The 25,137-nt window shown below is 72.0% G+C and carries 22 protein-coding genes and 1 pseudogene; 7 read left to right on the plus strand and 16 right to left on the minus strand.

The features are described from left to right. Window positions 1–18: 18 nt before the first annotated feature. The 6 genes and pseudogenes from E6U81_RS23405 to E6U81_RS23430 form a co-directional block, all read right to left on the minus strand. Window positions 19–576 (minus strand): ribosome-inactivating family protein, encoded by a 558-nt coding sequence (locus E6U81_RS23405; protein ID WP_240803975.1) that lies wholly within the window; start codon window positions 574–576, stop codon window positions 19–21. Window positions 577–840: 264 nt separating this feature from the next. Then, window positions 841–1,176 (minus strand): annotated as a pseudogene (locus E6U81_RS23410) (nuclear transport factor 2 family protein); the annotation flags it as partial. 237 nt (window positions 1,177–1,413) lie between these two features. Next, on the minus strand, window positions 1,414–2,964 hold the full coding sequence (locus E6U81_RS23415; protein ID WP_136232049.1) for a hypothetical protein: 1,551 nt from the start codon (window positions 2,962–2,964) through the stop codon (window positions 1,414–1,416). Between the two features lie 200 nt (window positions 2,965–3,164). Continuing rightward, window positions 3,165–3,665, minus strand: a complete 501-nt coding sequence (locus E6U81_RS23420; RefSeq protein ID WP_136232050.1) for a hypothetical protein — start codon at window positions 3,663–3,665, stop codon at window positions 3,165–3,167. Between the two features lie 86 nt (window positions 3,666–3,751). Next, entirely contained in the window at window positions 3,752–4,225 is a 474-nt protein-coding gene (locus tag E6U81_RS23425) for a protein kilB (protein ID WP_206310005.1), read from the minus strand. 136 nt (window positions 4,226–4,361) lie between these two features. Then, window positions 4,362–5,078 (minus strand): hypothetical protein, encoded by a 717-nt coding sequence (locus tag E6U81_RS23430; protein ID WP_136232051.1) that lies wholly within the window; start codon window positions 5,076–5,078, stop codon window positions 4,362–4,364. A gap of 217 nt (window positions 5,079–5,295) precedes the next feature. Here E6U81_RS23430 and E6U81_RS23435 point away from each other — a divergent pair, with 217 nt between their 5' ends. Beyond that, the gene (locus E6U81_RS23435; protein WP_136232052.1) at window positions 5,296–5,853 is read left to right on the plus strand and encodes a DUF2231 domain-containing protein; all 558 of its coding nucleotides are present in this window, start codon (window positions 5,296–5,298) and stop codon (window positions 5,851–5,853) included. Between the two features lie 13 nt (window positions 5,854–5,866). Here E6U81_RS23435 and dhaK read toward each other — a convergent pair whose 3' ends face one another. The 4 genes from dhaK to E6U81_RS23455 form a co-directional block, all read right to left on the minus strand. Next, window positions 5,867–6,871 (minus strand): dihydroxyacetone kinase subunit DhaK, encoded by a 1,005-nt coding sequence (gene dhaK / locus E6U81_RS23440; protein WP_136232053.1) that lies wholly within the window; start codon window positions 6,869–6,871, stop codon window positions 5,867–5,869. A gap of 261 nt (window positions 6,872–7,132) precedes the next feature. Further along, a complete protein-coding gene (locus E6U81_RS23445) occupies window positions 7,133–8,158 on the minus strand; it encodes a hemolysin family protein (RefSeq protein ID WP_136232054.1) in 1,026 nt (341 codons plus the stop codon). Next, entirely contained in the window at window positions 8,155–9,486 is a 1,332-nt protein-coding gene (locus E6U81_RS23450; RefSeq protein ID WP_136232055.1) for a hemolysin family protein, read from the minus strand. Before E6U81_RS23450 ends, E6U81_RS23445 begins: the two co-directional genes overlap by 4 nt. 95 nt (window positions 9,487–9,581) lie before the next feature. Then, window positions 9,582–10,130, minus strand: a complete 549-nt coding sequence (locus tag E6U81_RS23455; protein WP_136232056.1) for a BlaI/MecI/CopY family transcriptional regulator — start codon at window positions 10,128–10,130, stop codon at window positions 9,582–9,584. A gap of 135 nt (window positions 10,131–10,265) precedes the next feature. On the opposite strand from E6U81_RS23455, the gene E6U81_RS23460 reads away from it, so the two are divergent. Further along, window positions 10,266–10,835 (plus strand): TerD family protein, encoded by a 570-nt coding sequence (locus E6U81_RS23460; RefSeq protein WP_031151744.1) that lies wholly within the window; start codon window positions 10,266–10,268, stop codon window positions 10,833–10,835. Here E6U81_RS23460 and E6U81_RS23465 read toward each other — a convergent pair. Next, window positions 10,813–11,697: a cytochrome P450 gene (locus E6U81_RS23465; protein ID WP_136232057.1), complete on the minus strand. Its 885-nt coding sequence runs from the start codon at window positions 11,695–11,697 to the stop codon at window positions 10,813–10,815. The two genes, E6U81_RS23460 and E6U81_RS23465, sit on opposite strands and share 23 nt — an antisense overlap. 345 nt (window positions 11,698–12,042) lie before the next feature. Here E6U81_RS23465 and E6U81_RS23470 point away from each other — a divergent pair, with 345 nt between their 5' ends. Then, window positions 12,043–13,983: a copper resistance protein CopC gene (locus E6U81_RS23470; RefSeq protein WP_136232058.1), complete on the plus strand. Its 1,941-nt coding sequence runs from the start codon at window positions 12,043–12,045 to the stop codon at window positions 13,981–13,983. A 79-nt stretch (window positions 13,984–14,062) separates the two neighbouring features. Here the strand turns inward: E6U81_RS23470 and E6U81_RS23475 are convergent, their stop codons facing one another. Together E6U81_RS23475 and E6U81_RS23480 are read right to left on the minus strand one after the other, a co-directional pair. After that, window positions 14,063–14,791, minus strand: a complete 729-nt coding sequence (locus E6U81_RS23475) for a DUF1775 domain-containing protein (RefSeq protein WP_136232059.1) — start codon at window positions 14,789–14,791, stop codon at window positions 14,063–14,065. A 463-nt stretch (window positions 14,792–15,254) separates the two neighbouring features. Next, window positions 15,255–15,842 carry a dihydrofolate reductase family protein gene (locus E6U81_RS23480; protein WP_136232060.1) on the minus strand — a complete coding sequence of 196 codons (588 nt, stop codon included), beginning with the start codon at window positions 15,840–15,842 and terminating at the stop codon, window positions 15,255–15,257. A gap of 210 nt (window positions 15,843–16,052) precedes the next feature. Here E6U81_RS23480 and E6U81_RS23485 point away from each other — a divergent pair, with 210 nt between their 5' ends. The 3 genes from E6U81_RS23485 (at window position 16,053) to E6U81_RS23495 (ending at window position 18,707) form a co-directional block, all read left to right on the plus strand. Next, window positions 16,053–16,721: a hypothetical protein gene (locus E6U81_RS23485; RefSeq protein ID WP_240803976.1), complete on the plus strand. Its 669-nt coding sequence runs from the start codon at window positions 16,053–16,055 to the stop codon at window positions 16,719–16,721. Between the two features lie 109 nt (window positions 16,722–16,830). Beyond that, window positions 16,831–17,649, plus strand: a complete 819-nt coding sequence (locus E6U81_RS23490) for a PP2C family protein-serine/threonine phosphatase (protein WP_136232061.1) — start codon at window positions 16,831–16,833, stop codon at window positions 17,647–17,649. 74 nt (window positions 17,650–17,723) lie between these two features. Continuing rightward, window positions 17,724–18,707, plus strand: coding sequence for an MASE1 domain-containing protein (locus E6U81_RS23495; RefSeq protein WP_136232062.1), 984 nt, complete (start codon window positions 17,724–17,726; stop codon window positions 18,705–18,707). Window positions 18,708–18,721: 14 nt separating this feature from the next. Here the strand turns inward: E6U81_RS23495 and E6U81_RS23500 are convergent, their stop codons facing one another. From E6U81_RS23500 to E6U81_RS23510, 3 genes are read right to left on the minus strand one after another with little or no spacing between them, the layout of a single operon-like run. After that, window positions 18,722–19,726 carry a hypothetical protein gene (locus tag E6U81_RS23500; protein ID WP_136232063.1) on the minus strand — a complete coding sequence of 335 codons (1,005 nt, stop codon included), beginning with the start codon at window positions 19,724–19,726 and terminating at the stop codon, window positions 18,722–18,724. Between the two features lie 3 nt (window positions 19,727–19,729). Continuing rightward, complete coding sequence (locus E6U81_RS23505; protein WP_136232064.1) at window positions 19,730–20,230, minus strand: hypothetical protein; 501 nt, start codon at window positions 20,228–20,230, stop codon at window positions 19,730–19,732. After that, window positions 20,227–23,538: a CHAT domain-containing protein gene (locus tag E6U81_RS23510; RefSeq protein WP_136232065.1), complete on the minus strand. Its 3,312-nt coding sequence runs from the start codon at window positions 23,536–23,538 to the stop codon at window positions 20,227–20,229. The genes E6U81_RS23505 and E6U81_RS23510 overlap by 4 nt, the downstream gene beginning before the upstream one ends. Window positions 23,539–23,772: 234 nt before the next feature. Between E6U81_RS23510 and E6U81_RS23515 the strand changes: the two genes are divergently transcribed. Beyond that, window positions 23,773–24,888, plus strand: a complete 1,116-nt coding sequence (locus E6U81_RS23515) for a glutamate--cysteine ligase (RefSeq protein ID WP_136232066.1) — start codon at window positions 23,773–23,775, stop codon at window positions 24,886–24,888. Window positions 24,889–25,137 lie beyond the last annotated feature (249 nt).

Here is a 25,137-nt window from a genome sequence, read left to right on the forward strand (position 1 = left end):
GATTGGCGACCCGGGGTACTACAACCGCCCTCCGGTCGTCCAGAGGCGTGACATCGCATCGGCCAGGGCGGGGTACCGGGCGGCCTCGCAGAGCATTTCCGAGAGCACGAGCATTCCGTAGGCGGTGCTCCGCGGATCGCTGTTCCGGTGCAGCCGGATGACGGCGAGGCTCAGGTGACTGCGCCCCAGCATGATCCCGGCGCGCCGGACGGCGGCGGCCGTCTCGAGGTCGGCGCGGTCTCCGCCGAACGGCAGGGTTTCCGTCCGGTCGACGCCCTGCGGCGCGACCGCGTCCCGCACGCGGTGCACGGACGCTTCCGGCGGGGCCTGGCCGTTCTCGACGAGGTTGCGGAAACCGGCGATGCGCAGGCTCGTGTTGCGGGGGCGGAGTTCGATGAAGAGCTCGATGAACAGACCCCTGAGTTTGATGTGGAGGGGAAGATGCGGCATCTCGCCCTCCCTGCGTCCGGCTCCACCGAAGAATCCCTGCGCATCTTCCGCCTTCGCGCGAATGGTCGACGTCAGGGACCGGTACTCGTGGGCCGAGGCCTGCGCCGGGGAGAACAGGATGGGCATCAGCATGGCCGGCCTGCCGGGGGAGAGGTCAAGGACCCGGACCTGTCGTAAGTGGTCCGACCGCAATCGCTTGGGCTGGACTCACGCATACGCTCACCACCTTCGCCATCATTCCGACCACCGACGGGCTCCTTACCCTCACCGGGGGTCGGGTTCGATCCGATGCGATCCTTTCTAGTCGTCCGGATATGGGCCGCGAGAATTGTTGGCTGCTAGTGCCAAAAAATCAGCGCGCGGAACGCACCGCCGGATACTGACGGCTTCTCATGAATGCCGGTGATAAGCCTTGTTGGCGATGCGCCAGCCGTCGTCGACGAGGACCAGCAGGAAGATGTCGGTGAACGTGTCCGGGCCGTGCGAAAGCGTCATGGTCGCGGTCGCGACGGTGCCGTGGACAGCGACGGCGTCGATCCGGCGGGACCGGGTCGGCTCGTCGGGAGCCGGCCGTCCCCGGAAGAGGGCGCAGTACTCGTCCAGAGGCCACGAGACGAACGCGCCGTCCCGGATTCCCTCGACGTGGGCGGTGGGCAGGAACGCGTCCCGGAAATGAGCAGGGTCGCCGGTGGCGTGTCCGCGGACGTAGGCGCGCAGCGGTTCGAGCGCTGCCTCGGGCGCGCCGGGGGTGTCGGGGGTGTCGGGGGTGCCGGCCGTAACGACTGCGCCGTGCATGGGGGTTCGGTCCGGGACGTGGGGCTGCGGTGAGGTCATGCCCGCCACACTGGTGCACGGCGAGGGCTGCGACAAGCGCAGATGTCGCAGGTCAGCCCTGCGTGATGCGCATACCGTCCGGTCGCATCGCATCGCATCGCATCGCACGTCCCGTTCCGGACGGGCGGTTCAGCCGCTCTTCAGGCGACGGAGGAACTCGTCACCCAAGCGGCGCTGGAGCTCCGCCAGCTGCTCGTCCGTCAGGCCCTTGAGATCGCCCGGTGCGCCTCCGCCGCCTCCCGCGCCCTTCGCGGCCTCGTCCTGTTGCTTCTGCTGCTCCCTGCGTTTGAGCTCCTGGTCCTCGGGCGAGCCCGGCGCCGCGTACGCGCACCGGATGAGGGCGCCGTCGGCGGCCTTGAGGCAGGTGGCCTCGCGTCCCTCGACCGGCCCCCTTCCCTCCACGCGGTAGCGGATGTTCTGCTCGCTGCCGATGGTGGCCGTCCAGGTGCTGCCTCCGGTGGGGACGACCTCGAACACCTGGTCGTCGTTGTAGCAGCAGACGTCCCGGTACTCGGCCTTGATGAGCGCCACCAGAGCCTTCGGCGACGACCAGGCCGGATCGAGCCGGTGGACGGTCATCGGCGCGAGAGCGCCGCCCTGGTGACGGGTGGGCACCCGGGAGACCGCCACCACCGAGCTGGCCTCGCCCTGCGGAGTGAGGGGGGTGACGTACGCGCTGCCCGCGGCGCCCGCGGCAGCGCCGCCGTACCGCAGGGTGAACTCGGACTCGTTGCCCTCGTTGGCGCCGTCCTCGGAGGCGTCCCAGCCGCTCCGCTCGAACCACCAGTCGCTGAAGCTGCCGACGGCCGCTGTGCCTTCCCGCTGGCGGGCGGCGAGACTCAGCGGGTAGGAGGGGCCGGGGACCGCGGCCGTGTCGGTGGTGACCGTCAGCTTCCCGGTCCTGCCGTCGTAGAGGGCCACGCCGGCGGGGCGTTCGGTCACGACGAGGACGCCGGTCTGGCGCTTGAGGGGGACCACCACGACCGGTGTGCCGTTCGAGCAGGTCACGTAGGCGTCGTCGGCCTCGAAGCGGACCCACCGCTTCACGGCAGAGATCTTCCGGCCGAGGTTGTGGCCGAACCAGCCGCTGATGCGGGCGTCGGCCTTCTCCACGTCGAACGGACAGCGCTCCTGGCTTCGACCGCTGCCGCCCAGCGGAACCTCCTGTACGAGGCCCACCTCGTACCCGGCGAGCCAGCCGCGCCGCTCGACGAGCGTGCCGAAGCGGTCGGAGTCGGGCAGGTAGGTGATGTCGGCGATCTCACCGGTGACATCGCCGAGGTGCGGGGCGGCCTGTGCCTCGCCGACCAGGTACGGGGAGCGGGCGGAGAGGGTGGGGACCGGGTCGGTCACGATCTGCGCGGTGGCCATGTACGCGCGGTCCTGGAGGTAGGCCCCGTACACCAGCCAGCCGACGGCGAGCACCAGTCCGAAGACACCTCCGAGCCACACCAGGACGGCGGTCGTGTGCGCCCCGCCGAGGGAACGCCCCGTGCGCCGCCGGATCTGCCGCACCACCAGGCCGGTCGCGACGCAGCACGCCACGGCCAGCAGGGGCAGGGCGAACCACGCGAGGAGCTTGCGCAGCTCCCAGACCACGACCGTGGTGCAGTAGGAGGCGTACCACAGCAGGAATCCGGCCACCAGCAGGGTCAGTCCCCAACGCCAAACCCGGCCCATCGGTACACCCCCGCCCCGGACCGGGCCCCCGCCCGGTGTCGCAGGCTCGATTCTGCACCCGAGGGCGGGGCGGTGTCACCGTCCCCGGCATACAGGCTCTGCCGACCGGCTCCGCCCGCGAGCTGCACGCAAGCCCGGCCGGGATCAGGGGCGTGCCTCACCCCGCGCGGCGAAGTGCCCGCCCGGTGCCGGTCCCATGCTCACGGTGTCGCGTGGGCCACGGCGATCGCGGGGCAGTCATGTCGGTGGGGCGGGGGGCCCACGACGTTGAGGACGGGCTCCTCCCCGTCCGGGATCTCGAAGACGAAGACGACACCGGAGGACGTTGCCCGGATCGAGCACTGGTTGCCGAAGGTCAGGGGCTCGTGGGGCTGCCACGCGCAGCCGGCGCGGTCGAGAGCCCCGATCACGTCGGCGTACGTGGGCCTGCCCGGGACGGTGTCGCCGCCGATCGGGCCGACAGGGAGTTCGACGACCTCGCGCCAGGTCTGGAGGCAGATCAGAACGATCTTCCGGCAGCGGCAGACACTGACCTCGAGGTCGCCGTAGGCGAACAGGCGCGGCCACGACCTGCGCTCCCCGATGGTCACTTCCCAGGGCTCGCCGAACACCGCGGTGACCGTTTCCCAGGCTGCGCCGTTCGCGACCGGGCCCAGCCGTCCCGATCGTGCGAGTTCTGTCAGGACGTCGAGTGGCTCCATGGTGCGCGAGCCTGTCATCTGCCGGGGCGGGCTGTCCAACGGCTCGGGCCGGGCCCGGGCGGCCGGCGACGTGACGGACCTGGACGTCAGCGGCCTGCCGGGCTCAGCAGCGCGGCGGCCGCGGCGATGAAGGCGACGGACGCTTCCTTGGCCGCATGCCGCCGTGCGTCCAGCTCGGTCCGGTCGGCTGCCTTGCGCAGCGCGTACGTGGCGTCGGCGGCCTGCTGGGCGGCGACGGCCAGTTCGGGGACCAGGACCTGAAGGCGGATGTGGGGCGCGGTGACTGCCGCCCGGGTGTCGTGGGACCTCGTCTGGGCCTCCAGCTGGTGCTCGGCGCCGGTGGTCCCGGTCAGCGTCAGGCGCTCCCGATGGAACATCGCCGAGCGGTGCGCGTCCAAGGCGGCCGCGAACTCGGTGACGGCGCCGAGCTGGTCCTGACGGTGGCCGGTGGCGCGCTCCTCGGCGCGTGCGCTGCGCGCCGAACGGTGCTGGAGGAGTCCGGCGGTCAGGGCACCGGCGAGGGTACCGAGTACGGCAACGATCGAAGGCCATATGGACATCGGGTGTCGGGTCCTCTCGGGCAGGGAGCACACTCCATGAGCATTCTCCCCGAGGGGCCGACCGCAGAAGGCCCCGCATCGCGGGGCCTTCTGTCCACCCGCGGAGCCTTCGCGGCACAACGGGTTGCGGCGGGATTCAGCGTGCCAGGGCGTAGGCGGTCGGTTCGGGCTTGTAGGGCGCGAATCCGACGTTCTCCTTGCAGCCGAGCTGTGCCCAGGTCTTCTCGTTGGTGACCGGGTCGGTGCCGGTCAGCCGGTACTTGCACGCGCCCTTGATGAAGTGGCCCTCGACGCCGCCGGGGAAGTCGATCTCCTTGTTCCACAGGTACGGCGACTGGTAGTTGTTCACCCGCGCCGTCGCGTTCACGTCGATGCCGCCGGGCGCGTGGATCTCGTACACCCAGCCGGTCTGCTCCGCACCGTACGTGGCGAACCTCTTCGCCACCGATACGTCGCAGCTGGTGCTGAGGTGGGCACTGAGCTGGCCCCCGCCCTTGACGATGTACTCCGCCAACGGGGTGAGCTGGTCACCGCGGGGGGTGAAGCCGGTCCGGAAGATCTCCTCCACGGTTTCCCGGGTGTCGCCGCGCCACAGGGTGTTGACGTCGTTGCGCCACTGCCAGCGCTCGCTGGCGGCCCTGGCCGCGACCGGGCGGGCGATCTGCGGAATCGTGGTGGTGCGCCACCAGTCGATGGCACGGTATTCGACGACCGGTCCGCAGGGGGCGGTGGTCTCGTCCTCTGCCGCGGGTGCCGCGGGTGCCGCTGATGCGGACGGTGTGATGGCGGCGGAGAGCAGGAACGTGGCGGCGAGGACTCGCAGAGCGACCTTCAGCATGGCATGACGACCCATCAGTCAAACGGTGGGGTGAGCGACATCCCCTGTATATAGAGGGGGCGTGGGCCGTCGGGCATGGTCGGGCGGATGATCCACTCGCATGGGTGGATCAGTCATATCGGGAGTGCCGGCAGCGCCACGAGCAGGCCGGACGCGGCGTCCGAGGGCCCGGTCCACTCTCTCGGCCGACACCGACGTGGGGCAGGGGCCCGAAGCCGGGTAGGCGCCATCCATGAACACGAAAACGCTCGACCCCGCGAAGGTCGCCCCCGCCCTGAACGCCGCTTCCGGGTGGTGGCTGACGACCCTGGGCCGCATCGAGCGGACCACACTGGCCGACCCGGCGATCCGCGTCCTGCAGCGGGGGATCCGCTCGCTCCCGTTGGGCGACGTCAGGGACCTGCTGAGGGGCAGACCGCTGGGCCATCCCCTCCACCCCGTCCTCGTGCAGGTGCCGATCGGCTGCTGGCTCTCCGCCGCCGTACTGGACGTCGTACCCGGCGAGCGCCGTGGGGCCACGGCCCTGACGGCCGTCGGCCTGGCAGGTGTGGCCCCCGCCGCTATCGCCGGCTGGGCGGACTGGGCCGACCAGCCGCCCGAGCAGGCCAGGGTCGGCCTCGCCCACGCCGCCTCCAACGCGGTGGCCGTCAGCTGCTACGCGGTCTCCCTCGCGGCACGGCTGGCCGGACGGCCGATGAAGGGCAGGATGTGGGGATGGGCCGGGCTGGCGGCGGTGGCCGTCACCGGGGCTCTGGGCGGCCACATCGCCCATCGGCAGGACGCTCCCTAGCACCTGGAGGCGGTCAGCGGCCCCAGCGCAGGGCCGGGGTCTGTACCGGCGCGTCCCACAGGCGCAGGAGTTCCTCGTCGGCCCGGCACAGGGTCACCGAGCACCCCGCCATGTCCAGCGAGGTGACGTAGTTCCCGACGAGGGTCCGCGCCACCGGTACGCCGCGGTCCGCGAGCACCCGCGCCACCTCCGCGTGGAACCCGTACAACTCCAGCAGCGGCGTCGCACCCATGCCGTTGACCAGGGCCAGGACCGGCCCGTCGGCCGGGGCCGCGTCCGCCAGGTCGTCCAGTACGGCGCCCACCGCGAACTCCGCGATCTCGCGGGCCGACATCATCGGGCGGCGCTCGCGGCCGGGCTCGCCGTGGATGCCGATGCCGAGTTCGAGCTCGCCGTCGGGCAGGTCGAAGGTGGGGCTGCCCTTGGCGGGCGTGGTGCAGGCACTGAGGGCCACGCCGAAGCTGCGGGAGGCCTCGTTGACCCGCTTGGCCACCGCCGCGACCCGCTCCAGCGGAGCGCCCTCCTCGGCGGCGGCCCCGGCGATCTTCTCGACGAAGAGAGTCGCACCGGTGCCGCGCCGACCGGCGGTGTAGAGGCTGTCGGTGACGGCCACGTCGTCGTCGACGAGCACGCGCTCGACCCGGATGCCGTCCTCCTCGGCGAGTTCGGCGGCCATGTCGAAGTTCAGTACGTCGCCGGTGTAGTTCTTGACGATGAACAGCACCCCCCGGCCGGAGTCCACGGCCTTGGCCGCCCGCACGACCTGGTCGGGCACGGGGGAGGTGAACACCTCGCCCGGACAGGCGGCGGACAGCATGCCGGGGCCGACGAAGCCGGCGTGCAGGGGCTCATGGCCGGAGCCGCCGCCGGACACCAGGCCGACCCGCCCGCCGTCGCGCGCGCCCTTGCGTACGACGACCCGGGCCTCCGCATCCACGTCCAGCTCCGGGTGGGCGGCGGCCAGCCCGCGCAGGGCATCGGCGACCACGGTCTGGGGACTGTTGATCAGCATTCTCACGCGTATCTCCCGGTGGAGTTGCAGCTTCCGGCGGTGCTGGTGCCGACTTCCTGCTCCGACTTCGACGACGGCCCGCCGGTCGGCGCGCGCCGACCGCGTGCCGCGCCCTCCGACGGTAGGGGAGTCCGCCCCGCAGATGCAGGCAGACGAGGATCCGGGCGTGGCACGCGCCTCGCACGGTACCGCCGACCCCGGCCGAAGGCAGGACACGCCGGTGGCCGGCACCCCGTGGGGCGCCGGCCACCGGCCTGCTCGTTCGGGTCAGGCGTCGGCGTCGTGGGCGGTCCCGACGAGCTCCTCGAGCAGGTCCTCCATGGTGACGAAGCCGAGGACGGTGCCCTTGGCGCCGGTGACGGCGGCCAGGTGGGTTCCGGCCGCGCGCATGGCGGTCATGGTGTCGTCGAGCGGGGTGTCGACGGCGACTTCGGTGACCTTGTGCAGGGCGCCGCGCGGGAACGGAGCGGTGCGGTCGGAGGCGCCGAGGGCGTCCTTGATGTGGAGGTAGCCCAGGATCTCGTCGCCGGGTCCGGTGACCGGCAGGCGGGAGAAGCCGTGGGCGGCGGCCGCCCGTTCCAGGCCCTGGGGGGTGATGTCGTGGGCCACGGTGACCACCCGGTCGAGGGGGGTCATGATGTCGCCGACGGGCCGGGTCCCGAGCTCCAGGGCGTCCTGAAGGCGTTCGCCGTCCTCGGGGGCGAGGAGGCCGGCGGCGCTGGAGTCCTTGATCAGGCGGGCGAGTTCGTCGTCCGTGAACACGGATCCGACTTCGTCCTTCGGCTCGACCTTCATCAGCCGCAGCAGGGCGTTGGCGAAGGCGTTGATGGCGAAGACGAACGGGCGCAGCGCGCGGGTGAGGGCCACCAGGGGCGGGCCGAGGAGCAGTGCGGTCGGCGCCGGGGCGGCGAGCGCGATGTTCTTCGGCACCATCTCGCCGACCAGCATGTGCAGGTACGTCGCCAGGGTGAGCGCGATGACGAACGCGATCGGGTGGATCAGCGCCTCGGGGACGCCGATGGCCTGGAACGGGGGTTCCAGCAGGTGCGCGATGGCCGGCTCGGCGACCGCGCCGAGGACGAGGGAGGACACGGTGATGCCGAGCTGGGCGGTCGCCATCATCGCGGAGAGGTGCTCCAGCCCCCACAGGGTGGTCCTCGCCCGCCGGTCGCCCTTGCGCGCGGCCGGTTCGATCTGGCTGCGCCGTACGGAGATCAGGGCGAACTCGGCACCGACGAAGAAGGCATTGGTGAGCAGGGTGAGGGCGCCGATCAGCAACTGGATCGCGGTCATCGGCCCTGCTCCTCGGTGAGGGTGGAATCGGCGGGTCCGGTGATCGACACCCGGTCGGCGCGGTGGTGCTCTATGTCGAGCACGGACAGCTCCCAGCCGTCCACGCTCACGGTGTCGCCCTCGACGGGGATGCGCTCCAGCCGGGTGGCGATCAGGCCGGCCAGGGTCTCGTACGGGCCCTCGGGCGCCGCCAGGCCGATCTCCGCCAGCTCGTCGACGCGGACGCTTCCCTCCGCCTCCCAGACCTTCCGGCCGTCCTGGTCGGGGCCCTCGACGAGGTCGGGGACCTCCATCGGGTCGTGTTCGTCGCGTACCTCGCCGACGACCTCTTCGATGATGTCCTCGACGGTGGCTACTCCCGCGGTGCCGCCGTACTCGTCGATGACCACGGCCATGGTGCGGGCCCTGCGCAGCCGTCCGAGCAGGCGGTCCACGGTCAGGGAGTGCGGCACGAGCAGGGGCTCGGTGATCAGGTCCGTGACGGGGGTGCCGGCGCGCTCCGCCTCTTCAAGGGCGAGCACGTCGCGGATGTGGAGGGTGCCGATCACCTCGTCCAGGGAGTCGCGGTAGACCGGGAAGCGGGAGATGCCGGTGGCCAGGGTCAGCTTCGCGGCGTCGGCCGCGGTGGCGTGGGCCTCCAGGGCGTGGACGTCCACCCGCGGGGTCATCACGTTCTCCGCCGTCAGCTCCGCCAGACGGACGGTCCTGACGAACAGCTCGGCCGAGTCCGCCTCGATGGCGCCCTGGCGGGCGGAGTGCTGGACGAGCGCGACCAGCTCCTCCGGCGTACGGGCGGAGGCCAGCTCCTCGGCGGGCTCCAGCCCGAACCGGCGCACCAGTCGGTTCGCGGTGTTGTTCAGGTGCCGGATCAGCGGCGCGAAAGCGGCGGTGAAGCCGCGCTGCGGGCCCGCGACGACTTTCGCGACGGCCAGCGGGTGCGAGATGGCCCAGTTCTTCGGAACCAGCTCGCCGACCACCATCAGGACGATCGTGGACAGGGCCACGCCCAGCAGGGTCGCGGTGACGGGGACGGCCCCGGCGGGCAGTCCGGCGGCCTCCAGCGGGCCTCGGAGGAGGGCTGAGACGGACGGCTCGGACAGCATGCCGATCACCAGCGAGGTCAGCGTGATGCCCAGCTGGGCACCGGACAACTGGAACGTGAGGCGCTTGGCGGCCTTCAGCGCGCCCTCGGCGCCCCGCTCGCCGGCCGCGGCGGCGCGTTCGAGCTCGCTGCGCTCGACCGTGGTGAGAGAGAACTCGGCGGCGACGAACACCGCGCACGCCAGCGTCAGGCCCAGCGCGAGAAGCAGCAGTAGGACTTCGGTCACCGTGCCACCCCCGCTTCCCGGCTCGGAATCTGCGGGCAGGGCGTGACACGGCTCGTACTGGGAGGTTCACCCATTGCGGGTCTGCTGCTCCTTCTTCAATCGGCGGACCCAGCCGGGTCCGGTCTGCTGCGCGTGGGCGGGAAAGTATCCGCCGGACCATAGTAAAGGATGGGTAAAGCCCCTGGTCGGTCTCGGTGGCTGCTCGCGGGCTTCCCCGCCGCTCCTGTGCTTCTACATGCGCGGTCTTCTCCGTCTCCGGCGATCTCGTCCAGCAGGCCCCTCAGCACGCGCTCGTCGCCGGGCGGCAGGGCGGTGACGAAGCTGGCCAGTACCGCCTCCCGGTCCGCCTCGGCGTCCAGTACCTTCCGCATCCGCAGCGCGGCCAGTCCCGACTCGTCCGCGACCGGCGTCCATTCGAAGGAGCGGCCCGAGCGCCGGCGGGCGACGGCGCCCTTGGCGTGCAGTCGCGTCAGGATGGTCATCACGGTGGTGTACGCGAGCCCGCCGCCGAGGTGCTCCTGCACCCGGGCCGCGTTGGCCGGCCCGGGCGCAGCATGGAGGGCAGCCAGTACCTGTGCCTCCAACTCGCCCTGGCCCCGGCGGCGCGAATGCCGGGCGCTGCCGCCTTCGACCTGGTCCGTCATGCCGTCACCCTCCCCGTCCGCGGCTGTCAGCGTGGGTCTCCCACAATATTTCTACACCAATGTAGATTTCAGGCTCCGGCACCTGGCGCCCCGGGACCACCGCGTTCCGGCGCCCGGACACGAGAGGGATGCGACATGGGTGTGAGCCTTTCCAAGGGTGGCAATGTCTCGCTGAGCAAGGAGGCCCCGGGTCTGACCGCCGTACTGGTCGGCCTGGGCTGGGACGTCCGCACGACCACCGGCACCGACTACGACCTCGACGCCAGTGCGCTGCTCGTGGGGGAGTCGGGGAAGGTCGCCTCCAGCGGCAACTTCGTCTTCTACAACAACCTCAAGAGCCCCGACGGGTCGGTCGAGCACACCGGTGACAACCTCACCGGCGAGGGCGAGGGCGACGACGAGGTCATCAAGGTCGACCTCGCCGCCGTCCCCGCCGATGTCACGAAGATCGTCTTCCCGGTCTCCATCCACGAGGCCGAAAGCCGCGGTCACAGCTTCGGCCAGGTCCGCAACGCCTTCATCCGCGTCGTCAACCAGGCGGGCGGCACCGAACTCGCCCGCTACGACCTCTCCGAGGACGCCGCGACCGAGACCGCGATGATCTTCGGTGAGCTCTACCGGAACGGCGCGGAGTGGAAGTTCCGCGCGGTCGGCCAGGGTTACGCGTCCGGTCTGGCCGGCATCACTGCCGACTTCGGCGTGTAAGTCGTGTAAGGCGTGCAAGGTGACGGGCGGCTGGGGCGGGTCGGTATGCACCCGCTCCCGGTTGCCCGTCGCCTTTGCGGCGTCCGTCAGCCCGGATGCCGTCGACGTCGACCAGGACGTGCCGCGGTCCGCGGAAGATCTGGTTGCGCCGGTACGGCGGCGGGTCCTCGACGAGCCGGGGGTTCTCCACCCGGCGGACGAACTCGCCGACCGCGTTCTGGACTTCGAGCCGCGCCGGCGGAGCGCCGAAGCAGAAGTGGATGCCCTGACCCAACCCGAGGTGCTGGTTGTCGCGGCGTTCGAGGTCCAACGCGTCCGGGTCGGTGAACTGTTCAGGGTCGCGGTTCGCCGCGCCGTACGCCAGGTAGATCGGCGCTCCCTTCGGGATGGTGGTGCCGGCGATGTCGATGTCTTCCGCGGTGGAGCGGGTGGGCCAGAACTGCACCGACGACTCGAAGCGCAGCAGCCCCTCCACTCCGGGCACGATCAACTCGGGTCGGCGGCGCAGCTGTTCGAGCGCATCGGGGTGCCGCAGCAGGGTGAGCACGTTGTGGGCGAGGAGATTGACCGTGGTCTCGGGCCCGGCGAAGATCAGGAGCGGGGCATTGCTCGTGAGCAGGCCCTTGGACATCGGTCCCTCGGGGCCGTCCTCGTTCACCAACGCCGAGAGCATGCCCGGACCTGGCTGCTCGGCGTACCGGTCGTACAGCCCGGCTGTGAACCGTCCGAAATCCTGCACGGCCCGATCGCCCGCTGCCAGCTTGCCCGGGAAGCCCTCGGAGGCGGTTTCGGGTCCGAACTCCCAAGCGTCCAGGGCGGTCTGGGTCCACTGGTGGAAGCGCGGCTCGTCCTCCAGCGGCACGCCCAGGACCCTGGGCAGACTCCTTCCGCTCTGCCTTCCCTCCCTGCCTGCTCCGGCCCCCGGGGTCCTCGGGACCTCGGGGCTTGAAGAAATACTCGTCCCGCCCCGGGACGATCGCGATCCCGCCGAGGGCTCGCGAAGCCCCGTCCGCAGCCTGTTCCTCGCTCCATACAGGAATACGCCCCGAGCCGAGCCTTCCGTTCCGGCCTTTAGCCGAAGTTGCTCAACCGGCTCCGTTCCGAGGTCGGCAGCACTATCGTCCACATCCCGTCATGACCTCGAGACGATCGATTTCCGGGCGGCGGTGCCGCCGCTGACGACCGCCACTTCGGAGACTGACTGTTCATGCACCTTGGATCGCCTCCCGCGAGGACCTCCCTGACGGTCCTGGCGCTGGTCGCCGCCGTACTCGCCCTGCTCCTCGGCGGCGCGGGATCGGCCTCCGCGCACGCCGGCCTCAGAGGGTCCGACCCTGCGGAGGGCTCCGTCCTCGCGACGGCTCCGCAGCAGGTCACGCTCACTTTCACGGAGTCGGTCGGCTTCTCCGACGACTCGCTGAGAGTGCTGTCCCCCGAGAACGAGCGGGTGAACCCACGACCGGCCCAGCACGCGGACGGCAAGGACAACACCGCACGGGTGGAGCTGTCGGACCAGCTCGCCCAGGGCACCTACACGGTGGCCTGGCGCGTCGTCTCCGCCGACGGCCACCCGATCTCGGGCGCGTTCATCTTCTCCATCGGCAAACCGTCCGGCACCGCCGCCGTGGTGGCCACGGACTCCCTCGAGGACACGGCGGCCGCGCGCCTCTACGGCTTCCTCCGCCATGTCGCCTACAGCGGACTGGCCCTGCTGGTCGGAGCCGTCTCCTTCGTCCTCCTGTGCTGGCCCACCGCCGCGGCGGTCCGCCCGGTCCGCTGGCTGCTGAAGGTCGGCTGGGCGGCACTGGCGGCGTCCACCGCGGCCCTCTTGCTGCTGCGCGGCCCGTACGAGACGGCCGGATCGCTGACCTCGGCGTTCGATCTGTCCCAGCTGGGTCGAACCGTCACCGGGCGGCCCGGGATCGCACTGGTCGTACGGCTGGTCCTGCTCGCGGCGGCCGCGGTGTTGCTGAGACGGTCAGCCCTCCGACTCGACGGTCACAAGCGACCCGACCGTCCCGACCGTCCCGGCCTTCCCGACGAGGGAACGATACCGGGCGGGCTCGGCACCCGTGCCCGTGTCGTCGGGGTGCTGCTCGCCCTGGCCCTGGCGTTCACCTGGGCCGGTGCGGAGCATGCCTCCGCGGGCATCCAGGTACCGCTGGCCGTTCCTGTCGCCGTGCTGCACCTGCTGGCGATGGGAGTCTGGCTGGGCGGCCTGATCACGCTCGCGGTCGTCCTGCGGCGGCGGGCCCCCGGCAGCGGTGACGTCCCCGCGTCAGCGATCGGGCGCTTCTCCACGGTCGCCTTCACGGCCATGGCCGTTCTGGTCGGCACGGGGATGTACCAGTCCTGGCGGCAGGTCGGTTCGTGGGGGGCCTTGTCCACCACGCCGTACGGCAGGATCCTCGCCGTGAAGCTCGCCGCAGTCGTCCTCGTGCTGGTGGTGGCGTTCTTCTCGCGCCGGTGGACGGCCCGCCTCGACCACGAGGCGCTGCCGGCCGCTGAACGGCCGACGGTTCCCGAGCCTGAGCGGGCGAGGGTCGTGGAAACGGTCGGTGCGCCGCCGCCACCCGTCCCATCGGTCACAGGCGGTACGCCGGACGTACCCGCCGGGGCCGAGCCGGGGGACGACACCGAGCCGCCGGCCCCCGAGACCGAACGGCACCGGCGCAGGCTGCGCCGCACAGTGGCCGTCGAAGCCGTACTCGGCGCCGTGGTCCTGGCGATCACGACCCTGCTCACCGGAACCCAGCCCAGCCGCGCCGCCGACGGGGCGGAGACGGCCGCGGCCACCGCCCCGGTGCCACAGGCGAAGGTGGTCACGGTGCCGTTCGACATGGGGACGGCCAACCAGAAGGGCTCCGTGCAGATCACCCTGGAGCCGGGACGCGTCGGCGAGAACACGGTCGAAGCCGTCGTGTACACCGCGGACGGCGGCTTCGCCACCGTCCCCGAACTCCGCCTCACCCTCACCCAGGAGGACCTGGGAATCGGCCCGCTGGACGCCAAGCTCAAGAATCAGAAGGGGTACTGGGCCACCTACGACCTGCAGCTGCCCATGGCCGGTGCCTGGACCCTGAACATCACCGTGCGCACCACCGACATCGATCAGGTCACCGTGCGCGAGACCATCCGCATCACGTAGTCCTGCCCGCACCACCGATGCGCGGCCGGGGGCGCCGCACCGCACATGGCGTGCGGTGCGGCGCCCCCGGCCGTTCCTGTCAGGCCCGGCCACGGCTGCGGCGCGCCCACCAGAAGCCGGCGGTGAGGAGCACCACCACAGCCGCGATCACGCCGACGGTGGCGCCGGTGCTGCTGCCGGCTTCCTCCGCGCTCGTCGCCTGCGCGCTCGTGGACGCGACGGGGCCCGACGGGGCCGCCGACTGCTCGGGAGGTGGGGCGCTGCTCGAAGTCGGAGACGGAGAGGGGCTCGGGGCGAGGGGCTTGGCTCCGGGCGCCGCCGCCTTCAGTTCGAGCACGGGGGCAGGGTTGTCGACCTTCTCGCCGTCGGTGGGCACTTCGATCCAACGGGAGATCTTTCCGTCGCTGTAGGTCTCCAACGTCTTGAACGCCAGGGACTTCTCATCGGGCAACTGGCGCACGGTGATGCTGTACTCGGCGTCCGTGCCGGTGGCCAGCGCCGGGCCACCGATCGCGTAGCCGTCCGGCGTGGCCGACAGCTTCCACTCCTTGGGCGCGTCCTTGAGCGCCACGGCGTCCGGAGCGATGCCCTTCGGGAGGACGACGCGCAACTCCGCGATGCCCGCGGTGTCCGACTCCGCCTCGGATGTGAAGGACAGCGTGACGTTCTCGGCGAGCGCGCGCGGATCGGAGGCGGTGACCCCGGCGTGCGCGGCGGCCGGCCCGGCAGCCACGCCCACGACCACCACGGCGCACACTGCCGTGAGGGCCGTCCTCGAGAGCCGGAGACGGGTGTGTGACCTGTTCATGATGGAGGAACCCTCTCGGTACGCGGGCCCGACCTCACCCTGCAGGTGAAGCGGCCGCCAGGATCAGGGGAACGTTTCCTGCACGTCCGGCAGGAGGCCCCCGGCGCACCACGGCGTGGCAGAGCATCGCCGTCACCGTCGGCCCTGCGCCCAACGCCCCACCGTCCCCAGGAGTCGGCTCAACGCCCGATCCGCCCGGTGCATGTGCCGAGCGGGCAGGGACGGCCGGGCCGCCGGCCATGAGAGGGCGAAGACGGCAGCCCGCAGGCATCGTCCGCTCCGCCGCGCGGGCTGCGGACGCGAGCGCATCCCTGCAGGGGCTCCGGCCATGTCGGGGCCATCATCCATCGCACGCCGGTTCGGCCAGACCCCAACTGTCAATTGCGGAGCACTTTTCCAGGTCCCGCGTGGTCCGGCCCCGGTACTCCGCCCGTCGGCCGGCAGGGCGCCTGCGCCACCGCCCTCAGGCCGGTCGGCGCACCCGATAGCGCAGGTGCAGCACCCGGTTGCCCTGAATCACCACGTCCGGATCCTCCAACAGGTGCTGCGCGTGTACCGATCCGAAGTAGCGCTTGCCGGACCCGAACACGACGGGCACGACGTCCATGCGCACCTCGTCGACCAGGCCCGCGGCCAGCACCTGGCCACCGACGTCGCCGGCGGCGACCTCGACGATGCGGTCACCCGCAAGCTCCTGCGCCCTGGCCATGGCCGCCTCGACGCCGTCGACGAAGTGGAACGGCGCCCCGGGGTCCCAGCCCTCGGGCTCCGGCCGGTGCGTCACGACGACCACGTGGTCGATCCCGCCCGGCGGCTTCCCGTCCCAGCCGTCCGTCAGGTCGAAGACGTGGCGGCCGACGATCGTGACTCCGATCGCGTCCCAGTACGGCCGGGTGTAGTCGTAGGACGTCTGCGACACCTTCAGGCCGCCGCCCTCGTCCAGCAGGACGTCACCGCCGAACAACCAGTCGAACAGCGGTCCGGGCTGGTCGTTCTCGTCCGCGACGAAGCCGTCCACCGACACCGAGCTGTACATGACCACCATGCCCACGGGACTCTCCTCTGCTCTGAGGTGCCCCAAATGAGCGGCGCCTCGTTCCGCCGCGCGATGCGCTCACCGCAGCGGCGCGCCCACGCGGCTTGGTGTGTCGGTCCTACTGTCCCATCCGCCCCGGTCTAGGGTGACGCCAACGCCCGATGCCGTGGCACTACGACGGACCACGCGGTCTGCGCCACTACCGAGCCGTGGAAGCAATCGACCTTGACCGCACCGCACTCCGCCGCCAACACGGTCCACGCCGAGAGCCGCTGGCCGATGGCCGCAGCGGTCATCGCTTCCGCCGTGCTCACCCTGCTCCTCCCCGACGACTTGAGGCTCGGGCCGCGCTGGGCGCTGCCCCTTGCCGAGGGACTCCTCCTGGTGGCGCTGATCGCGGGCGATCCCGGGCGGATCAGCCGCCGCTCCACCGTCCTGCGGGCGGTGTCGATCGCACTGGTCGTCGTCCTGGCGGGCAGTGCCATCTGGTCGACCGTCCAGCTGATCGACGATCTCATCCACGGCGGGACCGAGACCAACTCCGCCAGCGCCCTCCTGATGGCCGGCGGCAGCGTCTGGGCCTCCACCGTCCTCGCCTTCTCCCTCCTGTACTTCGAACTCGACAGCGGAGGATCGGCCGCCCGGGCCCACCACATGCCCCACTCTCCTGCGCTCGCCTTTCCCCAACAGCTCAACCCCGAAGTGAGCCCCCCGAACTGGCGTCCCCGCTACGTCGACTACCTCTACCTCGGATTCACCAACTCCACCGCGCTGAGCCCGACCGACGTGATGCCGCTCGCGCCCTGGGCCAAATGCGTCATGACCCTCCAGTCCATCGTCTCGCTCATCATCCTGGGACTCGTCGTCGCCCGGGCCGTGAACGTCCTGGCCTGACCAGATACCGACCGGGCGGGCGCCCAGGCCCGGCGCTCCACGCTGTGGAGGCATGCGGCGGCAGAGACTAGGCTGAGGTGGGAAGGCTGTGGGAGAGCCAGGAGCCGTGATGCGCGGACGCCGTCCCGATCCGCCCGACAGCGTGCAGGAACTTCTGGCCGCTCTCGGGCAGCTCGTCGATCAGGCCCTGGACCGGGTCGAGTACCAGCGGGCCAGGGTCGAGCTGGCCGTGGCACTGCAGCGGCACATGCTCCCACCCGGGCTGCCGGACCTGCCCGGGCTGCACCTTGCCGCCAGGTACGCACCCTCACGCGGCGGCCTGGAGGTGGGCGGGGACTGGTACGACGCCTTCGTCATGCACGACGGGTCACTGGGCCTCACGGTCGGCGATGTGCAGGGCCATGACGTGGAGGCCATCGCCTTCATGGGACAGGTGCGTACGAGCCTGCGCGCCCTCGCGCAGACGACGAGCGACACCCGGGAGGTCCTGGGCCGAGCCAACGATCTGCTGATCGCCATGGGGTGCGGCCGCTTCGCGACGTGCTGCTTCCTCCGCTTCGACCCCGTCAGCCGCGATCTCACGGCCTCCAGGGCCGGCCACGTCCCGATGGTGTGGGCCACGGCAGGAGGCCGTCACGGCGTGGCACTCGACCGGGGCGGGCCGCCGCTCGGTGTGGTGTCGGGCGAGCGGTATCCGGTGACCCACCGACGTCTGACCGAGGCAGGGGTGCTCCTGCTGCTCACCGACGGAGTGGTGGAGGGCCCGCACTACCCGATGGAGGCCGGACTGGCCGAGGTGGCCAAACTGGTGCGCGCCGGGTTCGACGCCGACCCCGACGTGCTGGCCTCCGCCGTGGTGAAGGTGGCCGACCTGACCGGCCATCGCGACGACGCGGCAGTCCTGGTCGCCCGCTACGACGGACCGTAGGGGGCCGTGGGGCAGTGGGGCAGGCGGGCGCCGCTGGGGTCGCCGGTGGCGGGATCTGGGCGCACACTGCTGTCGTGCGCAGCGCAGAGACGGGACCTCTCGGGTCCGCCGCGCTGCGCATCCTCGCCGTCGCCGCCGTCTACTACGCGGCCGCGCAGGTCGGCCTCCTCCACCAGCTGGTACGTGACCAGGTCACCCCCCTGTGGCCGCCGACCGGCGTGGCGCTGGCCGCGCTGCCCATCATGGGGCTGCGCGTCTGGCCGGGCATCGCGCTGGGCGCGTTCCTGGTCAACGTCTTCCTCGGCCCGTCGCTGACCTCCGTACTGGTCATCACCGCGGGCAACACCCTCGCGCCGGTCTGTGCCTGTCTGATGCTGCGCCGAGCCGGGTTCCGCAACGAGCTGGACCGCCTGCGGGACGTACTGGCGCTGGTCTTCCTCGGCGCGCTCGCGGGGATGCTGATCAGTTCGACCATCGGCAGCGGCGTGCTGGTCCTCTCCGGAGCAGTGGACGCCGGCGACTTCTGGCCGACATGGTCGGTGTGGTGGACCGGCGACGCGATGGGGATCCTTGTCGTCACACCGTTCCTGCTCGTGCTGCGCAGGGCGCGGTGGCCGTCGCGGGCGGGGCCCGGCCGGTGGCTCGAAGCGGTGGCGCTGGCGTTCGGCACGGTCTTCGTCACGCTCGTGGCGACGCGTCCGCCCGAGTCGAACCTGCTCTTCCTCGTGTCGCCGCTCCTGGTCTGGGCGGCGTTCCGCTTCCGGCTGGCGGGCGCGGCGCCGTGCGCACTGGTGGTGTCGACGCTGGCGATCATGGCTGCGGCTGCCGCAAGAGGCCCGTTCGCCAGTGACGACGTCTTCGCGAACATGGTCACGCTGCAGGCCGTCAACGGCACGACGGCGCTGACGGCACTCCTCCTCGCGGCCGTCATCACCGAACGCGACACGACGCACGAGGAGATCAAACGCGTCTGCGCGCGGCTCGCGGAGATGGTGTCCCGCATGGAGCCGGGACCCGAGTCCCACGACTACCCGCCCGAGGACCACCCCCCGCCGTGACCCCCGGCGGGGCGTCAGCCCGTGCCGGTGAGTGCGCCCGCGAGGCCCGCGGCTGTGAAGGCGGCCGCCGTCAGGAGGGAGACCGACGGGGAGAAGCCGGGCGGGGTGTGGGCAGGAGGGGGGTCGGGGCTCGGCTGCGGGGGGCGGTCCGGTGTGGCGACGTGGTGCGGGAGGATGCCGCGGTGCCAGAAGAGGCACAGGCGCTCCCAGTGCACTCGCTCGTCCTCGCCGTCGCCGACGGGGCGCCCCACCGCCTCCAGCAGGTGCCCGCGGTACAGGTCGAAGGCCACGCGCAGGTGTTGTCCGTAGACGACGGCCCTGAGCAGGGCGCCGCGGTAGCAGAGCCACGCCGCCAGTCCGCCGCCCCACAGGCACAGCAGGAACAGCGGCGTCGGGGCGCGTACGGCCCACAGGTATCCGGCGCCGCCGACTGCGAGGACGACGGACAGGAACGCCGAGGCGAGCAGCGCGGTCAGACCCGTCCGGGCCGCACCGAGCACGGTCAGGAAGGTGTCCGGGAGCAGTGGGTGCAGCCGGGGCCACACCAGGGCCGCGTCGATGCCGTAGCGGAGGCGGGGATAGAGCTCGGCGGCCTTGAGCGCGTTGCCGAGCCGGGTCGGCATGATGTCGTCCGGGCGGGTGCGCGGGGGATAGCGGTCGTGTGCGCAGGCATCGTCCGCACGCCGGACCGCGCGCCGGTGGTGGCTCCGGCCCAGTCGGCCGATCGTCCGGCGTACCGGCGGGCTCCAGTAGCCCTCCGCCAGCCGGATCAGTGCCGTCTGGGCGCTGCCGAGCGCCGTGGACACGCAGACCAGGGCGAGGACGAACCCGGCGACCACGAGCACCTTGGACTCCCACGAGCCCTGGCGCCACGCGTGCAGCGCGTCGTGCGCGGAGCCTCGGCCGGTCGCGACGACGAGCAGTGCCAGGCAGCAGAACACGAGACTCGGCAGCAGCACGCCGCGGACGGAACGCCGCCCGGCCACGCCCGCGAGTTCACCGAGGGTGGCGCTGAACATCCCTCACCGTTCCTGGGGATCGAGGGGATGGCCGTCGTCGCCCGGGCACGTCGGCGGGTAGTCGGGGTCGTACAGCGTGACCTGGTTCAACTGCCCGCAGCGGCACAGGACCCTGGCGACGGGGACGCCGACCACGCCGGCGAGGACCGCGTCCTCGGGGTGCGCGGGGTCCGACCGGGTACGGCCCGCGGGTACGTCCGCGCCGGTGGCGTGGCGTGCGATTGTCGGGTGCTCCAGGACGCCCAGAATGCCGGACGCGTCGATCACCACGGCCCCGAAGGGGTTGAGCGCGAGCAGGGTGACCGCTTCGCCCGTCAGCAGCTCGTGCAGGTGGAGGCCGGCGGGCAGGAGGACGGCCGGGTGCAGGCCCCCACCCGTGCCCGGGGGAGTGGCGAGGCCCAGGCCGGTCGGCACTCCGGCGGCGTCCAGCGCCACGACGTAGCCGTCCGTCGCCTCGCCGGGACGGGTGCTCACGGGGGCGAGCGGCAGCTCTTCGAGGGTCATCGCCAATCTCCTACCAAGGTGAACGGAGCCCAGTAGTACGGGTGATCGAAGGCGGGCAGGTGGTGGTCGCGGCGCGGGGACGCGTAGCGCGCCCGGTTCCGCAGCATGAGCATCCGGTGCCGATGGGGGGATCCGGCGGATGCCTCGGCGAGGCGGGCGTCGATCTCTGCCAGGGCGCCGGTGACATCGCCGGCTCGCAGCCGCAGGCGGGCGATGTCGTGGCCCAGGGAGTGCTCGGAGTCGCGATCGGCAGTGCGCCGCCGTTCCCGTTCGCAGTGCTCCAGCGCCTGTTCGAGGCTCATGGTCCGCAGCCGGTGCCTGGCGGCGGACAGCGCCGTCGCGAGGGGGCTGCCGTGCTTGAGCCGCTCGTAGAAGTCCTCCATCAACAGCGCACCGGCGACATCGTCCACCCGCCACCGGGTCACGAGCACGGACCGCGCTCCCGCGTGCAGGAACTGCCGTGTCAGCCCCATGAGTTCATTGCCCCTGCGCTGTTCCTGGACGCCCGTGTCACAGCCGCTGAGCACGACGAGGCGGACGTCGAGCCGTACCGTGAGCAGGACCTCGGCGGTCAGCTCCCCGTCGGCGAGGAGGATGCCCGACCTGGACGGCCGTTCCCTGTCGAGGCGGCAGTGACAGGCCAGGTGCACCACGTCGTAACGGGCCTGCGAGAGGCGCTCCCGCAGGGTCGCCAGGGTGGCCGACGCGCCCAGGTGGACCTCGGTGGCGGGGAGGACCGCCCGGATGGCCCGGGCCTCGGCCCGGGCGTGCGCCAGGTCCCCCCGGGAATCGGCCAGGACCAGCGCGGCCCGTGTCCCGCTCGCCGCTGCTGCGGGGGGCCCGAGCCGGTACCGCATGAGCGACGCGCTGGGCGTACAGCTCATCGGGTTGCGCTCACCCCAGGGGACCCCCGCGACGGTGACGGCGTGGAGCGGCAGGTCGTGCAGCGGGCCCTCGGGCACCAGCCACAGCACTTCACCGGGCCGGGTGTGCTCGGCGAGGGCGCGGGCCAGCGGCTCCAGTCCTGTGATCCAGGAAGGTGCCTGCCGCCCGACGTCCGGCTTCTGCGGCAGGAGGGATTCCGCCGTCAGCCGCAGATCCACGACCACCGGCTCGCGCCGGTCCCGGCGCACCAGCAGGACGATCGTACGGGCGCCGGCGTGGACGAACTCGCACAGGACCTCTCCCGGTTCGAGCATGTCCCGCAGCTGCGCGTACTGCGCCGGCGCGCCCCGCCGGCCGCTCACGTACGTGGCGCCGGCCGCTCCGGTCGTCTCCATGGCGCGCCAGATCTCCTCGAGCCTCGCGCGTTCCACCTCGCCCCAGTAGGGGTTGAGCACCGAGAAGCCGTACGGGCCGCGGGAGTCGATCCGGTCGCTGCTGCGGACGCTCTTCAGCAGGCCCTTCTCCTTCTGCTGCAACTCCCGCAGTTCGGCGGGCAGCTCGGCGTGGTGGGCGCCGCCCAGCGTCTGGAGCATGAGGCGGGCCCGGCCCCGCTCCGCCACGTCCAGTGCCGTCGTCAGCGGCACGCCGGGTACGCGGCGGTCGACGATGAGGGCGACGAGTTCGGCACAGGGCGCCGCGAGATCGAGATCGATGCGCAGATCGGCGTCGGCGACGCGGTCGCGCGCGGTCTCGACCGCGGCGACGAGGGCGATCAGGTGGGCGTACTGCTCGGGCCAGTCGCCGGAGCGGGCCGCGGTCCGGGCCAGTAACCGGAGGGCGGCCGTCTGCTGGGCCAGGTCGTTCGCCGACCGGGCGACCTCCAGCACGTCCGCGGCCGCGCGCCGGGCGACGTCGAGGGATCCGTCCGCGTAGGACCGCTGCGCGTCCGCCATGGTCTGCCGGAGGTCGTCGCCGAGGGGCAGGCGGTACGTGCCGGCCGGGCCCCGGTAGGCGCTGGGGAACGTCACGTCGGGCCGTCGGCCGAGCAGGTGCGCGGCGTTGTCGACGCGCTGCTCGACGTGCCGCACGAAGGCGATCTCACGGTGGTGGACGGAGAGGAAGGGCAGCCAACTGGGCAGTTCCCCGATCAGGGCGGTCGCCGCTCCCGGCGGTAGGGCGGACCGCGGCCGGCGGTCCCCGCCCGAGCCGTGGTGGGCCCGGCCCGCGACGCCCTCCACGAGCTCCGCGAGCCGTTGCAGGGCCGGCGGCAGGGCGGTGCGGTCGCCCATCTCGTCCACCTCGGCCAGTGCCTCGTCGGGGCGGGCCAGGTCGAAGGCCAGGATGTCGGCGGTGAGGCACCGGGCGGCGGCCGCGTTCAACGGGAGACCGGCGGCGGCGAACAGCTGGGCCGCGTACCTGCGGTTGCGCACGGCATTGTCCGACAGCCCGGTCGTCGCGCTCACTTCGGCTCGCGCCATGGCCGTCATGGCGGCGACGGTCTGCCACGTCGTGAACAGCCGGCGGCGCTCGGGCTCCGGGATCTCCGTTCCCGCCCGGTGCTGGAAGAGGGCCTTCAGGGAGTCCGCGTACGCCTCCGCCGTGCTGACCCACGGCTCGGCCTGCGCGGTGGGCGTGGTCGCGTTCGCCTGCCAGGTCCTGACCACGACGTCGTAGCCGATGGAGCCCGCCAGGACCTCGTCATGGCGCAGCGTCAGTTCCCAGGGCGCCAGATCGGGCCGCCGAGGGCGGCGGATCACCGAGTCGTACGCCCATGGTCCGATGGCGCTGCCCTGTACCCAGGGCACGCGGAACGAGGCCCGGAGCGGGAGGCGCAGTGCGTCGACCACCCGGAGCTGCCAGTCACCGGTACGGGCCGCGTACCCGGAGAAGGCAACCTCGGCCGCCGTGACCGCGATGGCGGGCAGCAGCAATCCCCGTGCGCCGGGGTGGGTGACCGCCAGCAGCGCCGGGCCCCAGCCGCATCCCAGCAGCCGGCGCAGCACCCAGAAGGGCTGCAGCCGGGGTGACGGGACACCGCGGACGTCCGGCCACATGCGCCACTCCTGGAGGCAGCCGAGCGCTGTGACGAGGAGCAGGGCCGACGCCCAGCCCACCGAGCTCGGGGAGAACGCACCTCCTGCCGACCCGCCGCCGAGCCGGTCCGCGGGCCACAGGGCCAATGCGCCGCCGGACAGCAGGAGGATCAGAACCCGCTTCAGGCGCTCCCGTCCCCGCAACAGCCGGATGAACACGCGCAGCCGCAGGTCGTAGAGACCGATCCGCCCGAAGAGCAGCAGGGCCAGGACCAGCCCGGCGACTCCCGGGGCGGACGGATCGCGGGACCAGAGGAGCAACGGGAACGCGCCGACTGCGAGGTGGAGCAGCCGGCACAGGTGATCGCTGAGGTACGGCGGCTGGATCACGCCCGCGCGGGTCTGCCAGACCCCTCGCCCCCCGAGCTGCAAAGCCTCACTCCCTGTGCGCGACCGTGAACGGAAAGTGCGGTAGTGAGCCTAGCGGCCCTCGCGCGCTGCGACCGACCCCGTGGACCGAATTCACCCCTGGTCGATGCCGGCGGTGTGCAGGACCTGGCGGCATGGTCGACGGCGGGGAGGGCAGGTGCAGGTCATCCGGTGCACCGATCCACGGGCGGCGACATGCGAAGCGTAGGCGTGGAAGAAGAACTGCTGCTGGTGGATCGCAGCAGTGGCGCTCCCCTGGCCGTCTCGGGGGCGGTGCTGGCCGCCGCGGACCGCCTGGCGTGGCAGCGGCCCGGTGCCGGTGGCGCAAGGGCGCACGAATTCGAGAAGGAACTGCAGAAGGAGCAGCTGGAGTTCGCCACCAAGCCGGTGACGGAGATGGGTGAACTCCAGGAGGAGATCGTTCGTATCCGCGGCGAGGCGGCCCGCCACGCGGCGAGCGCCGGCGCCGTGGTGGTGGCGGTCGCGACATCGCCGCTGCCCGTGCAGCCGTCGCTCAGCGTCGGCCGGCGCTACCGGTGGATGGGTGAGCAGTTCGGACTGACCGCGCAGGAACAGTTGACCTGCGGATGCCACGTTCACGTGTCGGTCGCATCCGACGAGGAGGGCGTCGCGGTCCTGGACCGCATCAGGCCCTGGCTGGCCGTCCTCATGGCGATCAGCGCGAACTCGCCGTTCTGGCAGGGCGAGGACAGCGGCTACGCCGGCTACCGCAGCCGGGTGTGGAACCGGTGGCCGTCCGCCGGACCGGTCGACATCTTCGGCTCCGCCGACCGCTACCACGAGCAGGTCCGCGCGATGATCGACACCGGGGTGCTGCGCGACGAGGGCATGATCTACTTCGACGCCCGCCTGTCGGCCGCCTACCCCACGGTGGAGGTCCGGGTCGCCGACGTCTGCCTGGACGCCTCCACGCCCGTCCTGCTCGCCGCCCTCGTCCGCGGCCTGGCGGAGACCGCGTCCCGCGCCTGGCAGGACGGGCGGCCTCCGGCCAGGATCGGTACGAGCCTGCTGCGACTGGCCTCCTGGAGGGCCGGACGGTCGGGCCTGGACGGACCTCTGCTGCACCCCGAGACCATGCGTGAGACGTCCGCCGAGGCCGCAGTCGAAGCCCTGTACCGGCACGTGCGCGAGGCCCTGCGGGATCACGACGACGACGAGCGCGTCCGCGAAGCCATCGCGCACGTGCAGGAACGGGGGAACGGGGCCCGTACGCAGCGACGCCTGCTCGCCGAGGGGCGGACCCTCGCGTCCGTCGTCACCCGCTGCGCGGAGATGACGACCCGACCGTGAGACGCCGACCCGGAACGCGCCCGGAGCGAGCCCGGAACGCGCCCCGGGGCGGCCCGTCGGCGCCGATGCCCGGGACGCAGAGGTCAGCGCCCGCTGCGGAGGCGCCTGAGCATTCCGCGGGCCTGGTCCCGCTTGCGCGGGTCGGAAGCCGCGCGCCGCAGCGAGGAGATCGTCCGCTGCCCCTGCGGGCTACGGCTGAACTGCTTGAGCTTTGCGAATAGTCCGGACACGAGCCCTCCCAGAGTGGTC

It is taken from the genome of Streptomyces sp. A0592, assembly GCF_004795115.1.
In the GTDB taxonomy this organism is placed as follows: Bacteria; Actinomycetota; Actinomycetes; order Streptomycetales; family Streptomycetaceae; genus Streptomyces; species Streptomyces erythrochromogenes.